Here is a 12,657-nt window from a genome sequence, read left to right on the forward strand (position 1 = left end):
TGCGGCTGTGATCCCACAGTGCGGGAACGCCGACCGCCTCAACCCGCGAACCCCCCTCCCACACGGACGGGTGCTGCTGGCTCCCGCTGGCGAACGGCTCCCGCGTCCACCCGTCACCACTCCCGCAGCCTGTCCCGGCCAGCCGAGCCGTGAGGCTCAGCTCGGCAAGCCATAGAGACTAACTGATAGTACGTCAAGCATGTTGACTACCATTCGTCCACACGAGTGACAGCACGCCTGATCGATCAACCGGGGGGAGCACGGGGGATGGGCTACACGATCCCGGGTTGGCTGGACGAGATCCTCGACGTCATCGGGATCAACTTCCCGAACGTCGACGAGGACGACTACCGCGAGATGGCCACGTCCATGCGGGAGTTCGCCGACAACTTCGAGGGCAAGGGCGGGGACGCCCACAAGGCGGTGACACGCATCCTGTCCTCCTCGCAGGGCTGGGCAGTCGATGCGATGGAGAAGCACTGGTCGCACGTCAAGGCCGGCCACCTGGACAAGATCCCGGAGCTGGCACGGCTCTTCGCGGACGCGTGCGACGTCGTCGCGGACATCATCTACGGGTTGAAGGTCAAGGCGGAGATCGAACTCGGCGCGATGGCCGCCTCGGTGGGCATCTCCCTCGGCCTCGCCGCCTTCACCGGCGGCCTGTCCGCGCTGCTCGGCGCGGCGGAGATCACAGCGATGCGGCAGGTGGTCAAGCGGATCGTCGACGAGGCCGCCGACCGGATCGTGGACGAGCTGGTCGCCCGGCTGACCGAACCGGTCAACGCCAAGCTGGAGAAGATGGTCGAGGACGCGGTCCTGGACCTGGCCGAGGGCGCGTTCTCCCTGCCCCCGGAGCCCACGAACGGCGGCGGTGGCGGCTCCGGCAGGCACGGCCACGGCGGCGGCATGCAGCTCGCCTCGGCCGGCGGCGGGGCGATGGTGTTGGCTTCCGCGGGCGGCGGACCCGGCAGCAACCTGCACATCGACCACGTCGAGTTCGAGGACGGCGCCGACAAGGTCTCCCGGCACGGCGGCGACCTGCACACCGCCGTCACCGCCCCGCTGGAGCGGGCCAAAGGCCACTTCGGCCGCACCAAGGGCAAGGACGCCTTCACCGCGCCCTTCGAGTCGGTCCTGGAGGGCGCCCTCAAGGGCTCGGACAAGGCGGTCAAGAAGATCGTCAAGCACCTCTCCGAAACCGTCCCGGACCGCGTGAAGGCCACCTCCCGCCTCCACAAGGGCAACGACATCGACGCCGGCCGCCGCGCCAACAGCGTCCAGGTCAACAGCAGCACGTCGGACGGAGGTGCCGGCCACCACGGCCCCCCGGCATCCGGCCGCAAGCCCGACCCCGGCCTGAAGATCGACTCCTCGAAGCTGTCGCAGCAGGCCAGGGAGCTGAACAACAGACCGCTGTGCGGCGACCCGATCGACATGTCCACCGGGCAGATGGTCCTCTCCCAGACCGACACCGACGTGCCCGGCATCCTTCCCCTGACCCTGCGCCGCACCCACCTCTCCGGCTACGACGCGGGCCGCTTCTTCGGCCCGTCCTGGGCCTCGACCCTCGACGAACGGATTCAGCAGGACGACGCTCTGGGCGGATACTGGTGGCACCGGGAGGACGGGTCCGCGCTCGCCTATCCGCGTATGCCCGACCTGCCCGGTGACCGGGTGGGGCCCGCCGAGGGCGTCCACCTCCCGCTGACCTATGTGAGCCGCGGCAGCGGTTACGTCCTCACGGTGGAGGACCCATACTCAGGACTCACGCGCCAGTTCGAAGCCGGCACCGCGCACGGCGGACCGTGGTGGCTGGTCGGCATCGAGGACCGCAACGGCAACCGCATCTCCATCGAACGTGACGAGGACGGTGTGCCGCTCGCCGTCACCCACAGCGGTGGTTACCGCATACGTGTCGACCACGACGACCACCAGCGCGTCACCGCGCTGTGGGCCCTCACCGACGACGACCCGGTACGCCTGCGCGCCTTCGGCTACGACGCCGAGACCGGGAGCCTGGACGAAGTCCGCAACGCGGTCAACGCGCCCACGCGGTTCACCTACGACGGCGCCCACCGCGTGACGGCGTGGCGGGACTCCAACGACACCGAGTTCACGTACGTCTACGATGCCGGCGGACGGGTGATCGAGACCCGCGGGACCGACGGCATCCTCAACTCCCGCCTGACCTACGGCGAGCGCCAGGCCGACGGCACAAGCACCGCCACGTACACCGATTCACTCGGCAACACCACGATCTACCGCGCCAACCGGCGTGGGCAGATCGTCGCGATCACCGACCCGCTCGGGCACACCACCACCCAAACCTGGGACCGCCACGACCGCCTGCTCTCCCGCACCGACCCCCTGGGTCGTACCGTCCGCTGGACGTGGGACGACGCGGGCGACCTGGTTTCGGTCACGGCTCCCGACGGCACGAGCAGCCACGTCACCTACAACGCGTTGCACCTGCCGGTCCGCATCACCGATCCGCAGGGGGCCACGTACGTCCAGGACTTCGACTCACGGGGCAACTGCACCGTCCTGACCGCACCGGACGGATCGGTTCACCTGTTCACCCACCATTCCACGGGCGCCGTCGCCACGGTCAGCGGTCCCGCGGGCGACACCCTCCGTTTCGACACCGACCCGGCGGGCCTGGCCACCGTCGTGGAAGACGCGCAGGGGAACCGCACCCGCTATCTGCGGGACACCTTCGGGCGCCCGACGCGCATCACCGACCCGCTCGGGGCGACCACCACGCTCGTGTGGGACGCCGAGGGCCGGCTGCGGGAACGTACCGCGGCCAACGGCGCCACCGAAGTCTGGTCGTATGACGGAGAGGGCAACTGCACCGGCCACACCGATGCTGTCGGGGGGCGTACACGGCTGGTCCACGGCCCCTTCGACCTGCTGGTCGCTCGTATCGCCCCGGACGGCGTGGAATACCGGTACCGCTATGACACCGAGCGCCGGCTGACGGAGGTGCTCAACCCCCAGGGACTCGTCTGGAGGTATGTCTACGACGCCGCCGGACAACTGGTGAAGGAGAGCGATTTCGACGGGCACGAGACGACATACCACTACGACGCGGCGGGCGACCTGACCGCGCGGATCAACGCAGCGGGGCAGACCGTCGGTTACCGCTACGACGCTTCCGGCCAACTCGTCGAGAAGGTCGTCGACGGGCGCAGGACCGTCTTCCGGAACGACGCGTGCGGGCGACTCCTCTCGGCAACCGGCCCCGACGGGACGACTCTGGCCTATGCGTACGACGAGGCGGGGCGTGTCATCGCGGAGACCATCGACGGCCGGACGCTGACCACGGCCTGCGACGCCTCGGGGCGCCGGACACTCCGCAGGACACCCCGGGGCGTCGAGACGGCGTACCGCTACGACGCGTCCGGCCACTACGCCGAGCTGTCGCTTTCGGGCCGTATCCTCTCCTTCGAGCACGACGCGGCGGGGCGGGAGGTACTGCGGCACCTCGGTGACCGCTTCACCCTTGCCTTCGCCTGGAATCCCGCCGGCAGCCTCAGCGACCAGACACTCACCGTCCACGGCACCGCGCAGCCGTCCATCCAGCGCAGCTACACCTACCGTCATGACGGGCTCCTGACCGGCATCACCGACCGGGACGCCGGCCGACGCTCGTTCCACCTGGACCGGGCGGGACGGGTCAGCGCCGTCGAGGCCGGACGCTGGAGTGAGAGCTACGCTTACGACGAAACCGGCAACCAGACGCGGGCGACCTGGCCGGAGAAGCATCCCGGCAGCCAGGCGCGAGGAACGCGCAGCTACGCCGGAACGCGCCTGATCAGCGCCGGCAACGTGCGCTACGAGCACGATGCCGCCGGCCGGTGCGTGGTCCGGCAGGTCAAACGTCTCTCCCGCAAGCCCGACACCTGGCGTTACACCTGGGACGCCGAGGACCGGCTCATCTCCGTCGTCACCCCGGACGGCACTTGCTGGAGGTACCTGTACGACCCTCTCGGGAGGCGCATCGCGAAACAGCGTCTGTCCACGGACGGCGACATCGCCGAGGAAACCCGGTTCGTCTGGGACGGTTCCACGCTGGTCGAGCAGACCACCCGGGTCAGTGGCGCGGCCGAACTGGTCACGCTCACCTGGGACCACGACGGTCAGGCACCTATCGCGCAGACCGAGACCAAGTCCCTTGCGGACGCTCCGCAGGACATCATCGACCAGCGCTTCTTCGCCATCGTCACAGACCAGATCGGCACTCCGACCGAACTCGTCGACGAGGAGGGCAGGATCGCGTGGCGCACCCGCACGACCCTCTGGGGCTCAACGACCTGGAATCACGACGCCACCGCCTACACGCCGCTCAGGTTCCCGGGGCAGTACTACGACCCCGAGACGGGACTGCACCACAACTACTTCCGCCATTACGACCCGGAAACCGCGCGCTACCTCACTTCGGACCCCCTCGGTCTGGCCCCCGCACCGAACCCCTTCACCTACGTCGACAACCCGCACACGCTGTCCGATCCGCTGGGTCTCACTCCCTGTGACGAGAACGACGTCACGTGGGGAGGCCGGGTCCGCTACGGTGCGCCCGGTCCCGGAGGCCGCGCCACCACCATGCGCGCGACGATCGAGTCCGAGATGACCGGCGGCAAGACTGACCCCCGGGTGAATGTGCCCGGTTACCAGAAGTACAAGAAGCTCAACAAGACCCACTTGCTCGGCGCGCAGATCGGCGGCTCCAACCGGGACCCCCGAAACTTCGTCACCATGCACCGGTTCGCCAATTCACCGGTCATGCGGAAGATCGAGGACCAGATCAGGGAAGCGGTCGACAAGCGCGGTGAGACCATCGAGTACACCGTCACGCCCATCTACCGCACGAACGACCCCACCGACGTCATTCCGCTGGGGCTGACGATAGAGGCCCGAGGCAACAAGGGATTCGCCTTCACTCCCTACGAGGGCGGCAGCACCACGAACATCGTCACTATCCTGAACGTCCCCAAACGGATATGACGCCTCCAAGGAGACAAGCGCCTCATGCATCCCGCGGTAGCCAGGCTCATCGAGATCGTTCCGCCGGGCAGCCCCCGGCGGACCCGTGACTGGAACGCTGTCGAACGGGTCCTCGGCACGCAGTTGCCGGAGGACTACAAGGAACTGGTCGAGGTCTACGGGGGCGGCGTCTTCGACGAGACGGTATGGCTGTTCGACCCGCAGTGCCCTGACGAGGACTACAACCTCGTGGCCCAGTCCGCGGAACGGGAGGAGGTGCTGGCCCGGCTGTGGCAGTCCGAGCCCAAACCGGCGGAACTCGACGGGCCGGGTACGCGGATCCTGCCCTGGGCCTCCATCGAGGACAGCGGAGCGATGCTCTACTGGCTCGCCGGACCGGGGCAGAGCCCGGACGAGTGGACCGTGCTGTTCAACGAGGGGCGCGGTCCCGAGTGGGAGCACCACGCCACTCAGTGCGCCTCCTTTCTCCTGGCCGTCCTGACGGGAGAGTCCGAGAGCTCGTACTTCCCCGACCTGCCCGCCGACAGCCATCAGTTCGACTCCAACGACGAGATCCTCGACGAGGGGGACTGAGGGACCCCGGCTGGCGGGTCCCGGCGGCCGGGGCCCGCGACGCCCGGCTCAAGGACGGATCCCGGCCTCCACGCCCGCGATCCGCCCGGCGGCGTCGAAGGTGACCTCGACCGCCCCGCCACCGGGCAGTTCGGCGACGATCCGGTCACCCTCCGTACGGTGCGGGACGCCGTGGTGGTCGAAGTACCCGCTGACTACGTGCCGAGCCGAATGCCCGATCAGCTGCGCGCCGGTGAGCAGCGTCCGCGGCAGGGCGACCGCGTCCAGGCCGGCGCGCGGCACCTGGGGGTCGTCCGGCAGGAAGTACACCTGAGTAGCCGGTCCCGCCGGGGCGCCGATGTATCCGGGTGCATCGGCCACCCCCATGCCGGTGAAGGCGAGCGTCTCGGCGGCCCAGCGCGGATCGGGGAAACCGGATAGGTCCAGGACCTCCTCGGTCAGCTCGGTGATACCGCGCGCCCGCCCGTACCGCTCGACGGTGGCGGCCAGGGAGACCACCTCCGTGTCCTGGAGCCCCGGGTTCGCCCAGCCCCACATCCAGGACTGCTCCGAGGTGTCGTACGTCCCCAGCACACCCACGCGCAGCACCAGGTCTCCCTGCCGGTACAGGCATGCCTCCAGGTCGGCGGTCCAGGGCCCCTCAGGCAGAAACGCGGTCAGAGTCTCCAATTGGACAGCGCCCCATGCGGCATGCCGCTCGGCCTCGCGGAGGAAGGCATCGCTGAATTCACTCGCCATGACCCAACTCTAGGGGGTTCCACGGCGACCGCTTCGAGGCCCTGCGTGAGACAGTCACAGTGGAAGTCGTCGAGAACTCGATCGGCTGGGAGCACCTGGGGTGACCCTCCGTGGCCTCACGCAGTTCGTCTGCCAGGAGGTCTCTCACCTGCTGTACGAGCAAGACCCACCACCGGCTCTTCGGAACGATCCGTTGAGGTATCTCGTGCGGGAGATGCCTACGCAGTGGTGGGGTCAGAGACGTGCTACGAGAGCCTTGCTCGTCAACTAGGGCAGCGCCAGGGCCAGAACGTCCGGCAACCGTACGGGACTGCCGTTGTGGGCGACGAGGAGTTCCCGTCCCCTCATCAGAATGCGTACGTCCGTGACGCCGAGATCCTCGGCCTTCTGCACGATCTCCGAGAGTCCCTGGAGACGGTCGCGCGACAAATTCCCCGCGTGATCTCGGGTACGTCTCAGCGCGTGCCCTACTTGACCGTCCAGTCACGCGAACCGGCTGCCGAGTCGCTCGACCGCCGCCTCAGTCGCCGCCTCAAGTCGATTGACCCGCGCTATCTGATCCAGGACGACCACCTCACGCTCCGTCAGAAACAGCGTCGACCGAGCGTCAAGACATTTCCCGAACTCATCTCTCACGGAGTTGAGGCAGACCGTTCTGGACCCACACCCCGGCTGCGAAACCGCAGGTGAGACACGTGGCGGGAACGTACAACATGCTCCACGCGGTGAACTTCGGAAAACAGGTCGAGCACCGTCGGCCGCATCTGAAGAATACGAGAAAACCGCAGGTCAGATTGCTTTTTGGGCAGGCTCCAGAATCGCCACGCACTCCACGTGATGCGTCATCGGAAACAGATCGAACACCCGCAGCGTCCGCACCCGGTACCCCCCGTCCCGGAAGTACGCGATGTCCCGCGCCAGTGCCGCCGGGTCGCACGCGACGTACGCGATGCGGCGGGCGCCCAGGGACGCGAGGTGGGCGACCGTCTTGCGGCCGGCGCCCGCGCGGGGCGGGTCGAGGACGATGAGGTCGACCTCGGTGATGCCGGTGCGCGGGAGGACGGACTCGACCTTGCCCTGTTCGACGCGGACCCGCGGGAAGTCGGCGAGGTTGTGCCGCGCGTCCTCGACGGCGCGCTTGCCGGACTCGATGCCGAGGACCGCGCCCGTCTCGCCGACCCGGTCGGCGAGCGCGCCGGCGAACAGGCCGACGCCGCAGTAGAGGTCGAGCGCCATCTCGCCCTTGCGCGGCAGCAGGCCCTGCATCACGGCCGTGACCAGGGTCTCGGCCGCCTTCGGGTGGACCTGCCAGAAGCCGCCGCTGCCGACCCGGTAGGTCCGGCCGTCCGCGCGCTCGCGGACGAACGGGCGGCCGTGCACGCGGTGCACACCGCCGTCCTTCTCCCCCACGCGCATCACGGACACCGGGCGGTCGAGCTCGACGATCGGCAGGCGCGCACCGGGCTTCGGCGTGAGAATCACCTGGCGGTCCTGCGAGCCGGTCGCCGCGATGGCCTCGACCGACTCCATGCCGGTCCAGTCCCGCTTCTCGATCCCCAGCTCGCTGACGCCCGCCGCGGCGATCATGCAGTGGTCGATGCGCTGCACCTCGTGCGAGCGGTGCTTGCGCAGGCCCGCGTGGCCCTCGGCGTCCACGGCGTACTGCACGCGCGTGCGCCACTGCGGAACCTGTCCCGCGGGCACCTTGTCGCCCTCGGCAGGCATGACCGTGCCGTCCCAGCCGGCCTCCTCGGGCGTCAGGCCCGCGAGCCGCCTCAGCTGCTCCGCGACGACCTCGCCCTTCATGCGGCGCTGCGCGCCCGGCTTGGCGTGCTGCCAGTCGCAGCCGCCGCAGCGGCCGGGCCCGGCGAAGGGGCAGGGGGCCTCGATACGGTCCTTGGAGGCGTCCAGGATCTCGACCGCGTCCGCGCGCAGGAACCGCGCGCCTTCCTCGCCCTCGGTGACCCGCGCCACGACCCGCTCGCCGGGCAGCGCGTGCCGGACGAAGAGGACCTGGCCGGCGTCGGTGCGGGCGATGCAGTGCCCGCCGTGCGCGACGGGCCCGACCTCGACCTCGTACTCCTCGCCGACCAGGGACCCCGCCTGCGATTTCTTCGGTTCTGCCTGCATGGCGGGGTGACTCCAGATCGGGGACGGGGACGGCCCGCGCGGGGCCGGTCCAAAGCCGGACAACAGCCCACCAGTCTACGTCGTCCCCACAGCGGTCGGTCCCACGCCGTCCGCGGCGTCCGCACACCGGTCAGTCCCGCGCCATCCGTACAGCGGGCCGTCCCCCGCCGGCCCCGCCGCCCGTACAGCGGGCCGTCCCCCGCCGCCCCCGCCGCCCGCACAGCGGCCCGCCCCCCGCGGCCCCGCCGCCCGCCCCGCGCTCAGTGCCGCTCGGCGCCCGTCTCCTTCGGCGCGCGCTCCTGCGCGGGGCCGCGCCGGACCGAGCCGGGGGCGTTCCACTCCTGCTGCTTGCGGGCGCGCTTCTTCGCCACCTCGGACGAGGCGAGCTGGTACGGCACCGACGTCACCATCACGCCCGGTGTGAACAGCAGCCGGCCCTTGAGGCGCAGCGCGCTCTGGTTGTGCAGCAGGTGCTCGTACCAGTGGCCGACGACGTACTCGGGGATGATCACGGACACGGCGTCGCGCGGCGACTCCCGGCGCAGGCTCTTGACGTACTCGATGATGGGCCGGGTGATCTCGCGGTACGGCGAGTCCAGCACCTTCAGCGGTACGTCGATCCCGCGCCGCTCCCATTCCTCGCGCAGCGCCTTGGTCTCGGCCGGGTCCACGTTGACGCTGAGCGCCTCCAGGCTGTCCGAGCGCATCAGCTTGGCGTAGGCGAGGGCGCGCAGGGCCGGGCGGTGGATCTTGGAGACCAGGACCACCGAGTGGACCCGGGAGGGGCGGACGCTGTCGTCGGTGGGGCCGTCGGGGGCGGCGAGTTCCTTGGCGACGTGGTCGTAGTGGCGGCGGATCGCGGTCATCGTCACGTAGAAGATCACCATGCCGAGCAGCGCGACCCAGGCGCCGTGGCTGAACTTGGTGACGAGGACGACGACCAGCACGGTGAAGGTGAAGAAGGCGCCGAAGGCGTTGATCGCCCGGGAGCGGATCATGTGGCGGCGCTTGGCGGGGTCCTTCTCGGTGGCCAGGTGGCGGTTCCAGTGCCGGACCATGCCGGTCTGGCTGAGCGTGAAGGACACGAACACGCCGACGATGTAGAGCTGGATCAGCCGCGTGGAGTCGGCGGCGTAGATCCACACCAGCAGGGCGGCCGCGCCGGCCAGCAGCACGATGCCGTTGGAGAAGGCGAGCCGGTCGCCGCGGGTGTGCAGCTGGCGCGGCAGGTAGCGGTCCTGGGCGAGGATCGAGCCGAGGACCGGGAAGCCGTTGTACGCGGTGTTCGCGGCGAGGAACAGCACCAGCGCGGTGGCCGCGGCCAGCACGAGGAACGGGAAGCTGCCCGCGCCGAAGACCGCCTCGGCGACCTGGGAGATGACCGGGTGCTGGACGTAGTCCGGGCCGACCGGGACGCCGTTGTCGTACAGGTCGTGGGTCGGGTTCTCGGCCATCCGGACCTTGGAGACCATGGCCAGGCCGATGATCCCGCAGAACATGGTGACCGCGAGCAGGCCCATCAGCGCGAGCGTGGTCGCCGCGTTCTTCGACTTGGGCTTGCGGAAGGCGGGCACGCCGTTGGAGATCGCCTCGACGCCGGTGAGCGCGGCGCAGCCGGAGGAGAAGGCCCGCAGCAGCAGGAAGACCAGGGCGAAACCGGCCAGTCCCTCGTGCTCGGGTTTGATCTCGTATCCGGCGGTCGGCGCCCGCATGGTCTCGTCCAGCACCAGCCCGCGGAAGGCGCCCCACGCGATCATGATGAAGACGCCGGCGACGAAGACGTACGTCGGGATCGCGAAGAGCGAGCCGGACTCCTTCACACCGCGCAGGTTCATCAGCGTGAGCAGCACAATCACGGCCATCGCGCAGAACACCTTGTGCTCGACGACGAAGGGGATCGCGGAGCCGAGGTTCTCGATGCCGGAGGAGATGGAGACGGCGACGGTGAGGACGTAGTCGACCAGCAGGGCGCTGGCGACGGTCAGGCCGGCCTTCGGGCCGAGGTTGGTGGTCGCCACCTCGTAGTCGCCGCCGCCGCTGGGGTAGGCGTGCACGTTCTGCCGGTAGGAGGCGACGACCGTGAACATGAGCACGACCACGGCGGCCGCGATCCAGGGGCTGAAGTGGTAGGCCGACACGCCCGCGATGGACAGGACCAGCAGCACCTCCCCCGGCGCGTACGCCACGGAGGAGAGCGGGTCGGAGGCGAAGACGGGGAGTGCGATGCGCTTCGGCAGGAGCGTTTCGCCCAGCCGGTCGCTGCGCAGAGCGCGCCCGATGAGGATGCGTTTGGGCACGTCGGTCAGTTTGGACACAACAGAGGATCGTAAGCCTTCGAACTGGGGGCCGCCCACCTGCCACCCCCATCTGCCCGGCGAGTGAAATCGGCCAGGGGCACGCCCTCACCTGCGACAGCAGGGGCGTCATCCATGCCTATATGACAAAACGCCTGCCCTCGCCGCTGTCATCGCTTCGCCAAACCCTAACGATTTCTTGACGGTCTCCGGAGGACCCATGTCCAGCACCGCGGAACTGCTCGGCGCCACCGCCGCACTCATCGGCCTCGGAATCCTCACCGTGGTGAGCGTCTGGAGCATCAGCCGCCGCTGACCTCAGCGCGAACCGTGCACGGGGGTGCCCTCCGCCGACCGCGCGTGTGTAGCTTGGTCGGCGGTCTGAGACCCTGTTACAGCCAGGTCAGCAACAACTCTTGACATCGGAAGGACGGTCGTGCACATCGTCATCATGGGCTGCGGCAGAGTGGGTTCCGCTCTCGCGCAGACCCTGGAGCAACAGGGGCACACGGTCGCCGTGATCGACCAGGACCCCACCGCCTTCCGACGGCTGGGCTCCTCGTTCGGTGGCCGCCGGGTCACCGGGGTCGGCTTCGACCAGGACACCCTGCGCGAGGCGGGCATCGAGGAGGCCGGCGCCTTCGCCGCCGTCTCCAGCGGCGACAACTCCAACATCATCGCCGCGCGGGTCGCCCGCGAGATGTTCGGCGTGGAGAACGTCGCGGCCCGTATCTACGACCCCCGCCGCGCCGAGGTCTACCAGCGCCTGGGCATCCCGACGGTCGCCACGGTCCGCTGGACCGCGGACCAGATGCTGCGCCGGCTGCTGCCGTCCGGTTCGGAGCCGCTGTGGCGCGATCCGACCGGCGGCGTCCAGCTCGCCGAGGTGCACGCGTCGGCCGCCTGGGTCGGGCACAAGATCAGCAGGCTGCAGGAGGAGACCGGGGTGCGGGTGGCGTTCCTCACCCGGCTCGGCGAGGCGATCCTGCCCACCTCGCAGACGGTCCTCCAGGAGGGTGACCTGGTGCATGTGATGATGCGCACGGACGAGGTCGAGAAGGTCGAGGCGGCGTTCGCCCAGGGTCCCGAGACGGAGGGCGGTCACTGATGAGGGTCGCCATTGCCGGTGCCGGCGCGGTGGGCCGCTCGATCGCGGGCGAGCTGCTGGAGAACGGCCACGAGGTCCTGCTGATCGACAAGGCGCCGACCGCGATCTCGGTCGAGCGCGTGCCCCAGGCGGAGTGGCTGCTGGCCGACGCCTGCGAGATCACGTCCCTGGACGAGGCGGCGCTCCAGCGCTGCAACGTCGTCATCGCCGCGACCGGTGACGACAAGGTCAACCTGGTCGTCTCGCTGCTGGCGAAGACGGAGTACGGCGTTCCGCGCGTCGTCGCCCGGGTCAACAACCCGAAGAACGAGTGGCTGTTCAACGAGGCCTGGGGCGTGGACGTCGCCGTCTCCACGCCGCGGCTGATGTCGGCCCTGGTCGAGGAGGCGGTGAGCGTCGGTGACCTGGTCCGGCTGCTGCGCTTCAGCCACGGCGACGCCAACCTCGTCGAACTGACCCTCCCCGAGGAGTCGGCCCTGGCCGGCACCCAGGTCGGCGACGTCGAGTGGCCCGAGGACACCTCCCTGGTCACCATCATCCGCGGCACCCGCGTGCTCACCCCCACCCAGGAGGACTCCCTGGAGGCGGGCGACGAGCTGCTGTTCGTCGCCGCGCAGGCGCGGGAGGAACAGCTGGAGGACCTGCTGTCGGTGCGCCGGGACGACACGACGGGCTGAGCGGCACAGAGGTTATGGCGAGAGGGGGGGCCGGGGGTGAGCGGGCGGCCCCCGCCCCCGGACGGGGCGCCCGGCGGGGGGCCGGCCTGACGGGGGCCCCGGCGGCCAGCACCCCCCACGCCCGCCCCGG

8 protein-coding genes are annotated in these 12,657 nt (G+C 69.7%); 4 read left to right on the forward strand and 4 right to left on the reverse strand.

What is annotated here, in order from left to right; all coding sequences use genetic code 11:
- Nucleotides 1-267 precede the first annotated feature (267 nt).
- Together AB0K92_RS27470 and AB0K92_RS27475 are read left to right on the forward strand one after the other, a co-directional pair.
- Nucleotides 268-5,007: a DUF6531 domain-containing protein gene (locus tag AB0K92_RS27470; protein WP_365927142.1), complete on the forward strand. Its 4,740-nt coding sequence runs from the start codon at nucleotides 268-270 to the stop codon at nucleotides 5,005-5,007.
- Between the two features lie 24 nt (nucleotides 5,008-5,031).
- Nucleotides 5,032-5,580, forward strand: coding sequence for an SMI1/KNR4 family protein (locus AB0K92_RS27475; RefSeq protein ID WP_365927144.1), 549 nt, complete (start codon nucleotides 5,032-5,034; stop codon nucleotides 5,578-5,580).
- A gap of 48 nt (nucleotides 5,581-5,628) precedes the next feature.
- On the opposite strand, the gene AB0K92_RS27480 is transcribed toward AB0K92_RS27475, so the two are convergent.
- The 4 genes from AB0K92_RS27480 to AB0K92_RS27495 form a co-directional block, all read right to left on the reverse strand.
- Nucleotides 5,629-6,318: a DUF6882 domain-containing protein gene (locus AB0K92_RS27480; RefSeq protein WP_365927146.1), complete on the reverse strand. Its 690-nt coding sequence runs from the start codon at nucleotides 6,316-6,318 to the stop codon at nucleotides 5,629-5,631.
- 267 nt (nucleotides 6,319-6,585) lie between these two features.
- A complete protein-coding gene (locus AB0K92_RS27485) occupies nucleotides 6,586-6,747 on the reverse strand; it encodes a hypothetical protein (RefSeq protein WP_365927148.1) in 162 nt (53 codons plus the stop codon).
- Between the two features lie 360 nt (nucleotides 6,748-7,107).
- The gene (locus tag AB0K92_RS27490; RefSeq protein ID WP_365927150.1) at nucleotides 7,108-8,448 is read right to left on the reverse strand and encodes a TRAM domain-containing protein; all 1,341 of its coding nucleotides are present in this window, start codon (nucleotides 8,446-8,448) and stop codon (nucleotides 7,108-7,110) included.
- Between the two features lie 260 nt (nucleotides 8,449-8,708).
- Nucleotides 8,709-10,763 (reverse strand): APC family permease, encoded by a 2,055-nt coding sequence (locus AB0K92_RS27495; protein ID WP_365927152.1) that lies wholly within the window; start codon nucleotides 10,761-10,763, stop codon nucleotides 8,709-8,711.
- 415 nt (nucleotides 10,764-11,178) lie between these two features.
- On the opposite strand from AB0K92_RS27495, the gene AB0K92_RS27500 reads away from it, so the two are divergent.
- Nucleotides 11,179-11,850: a TrkA family potassium uptake protein gene (locus AB0K92_RS27500; RefSeq protein ID WP_166002730.1), complete on the forward strand. Its 672-nt coding sequence runs from the start codon at nucleotides 11,179-11,181 to the stop codon at nucleotides 11,848-11,850.
- A complete protein-coding gene (locus AB0K92_RS27505; RefSeq protein ID WP_365927154.1) occupies nucleotides 11,850-12,527 on the forward strand; it encodes a TrkA family potassium uptake protein in 678 nt (225 codons plus the stop codon). Before AB0K92_RS27500 ends, AB0K92_RS27505 begins: the two co-directional genes overlap by 1 nt.
- The last annotated feature ends 130 nt before the right edge of the window (nucleotides 12,528-12,657 follow it).

The organism is Streptomyces sp. NPDC052687 (genome assembly GCF_040678395.1).
Taxonomy (GTDB): Bacteria; Actinomycetota; Actinomycetes; order Streptomycetales; family Streptomycetaceae; genus Streptomyces.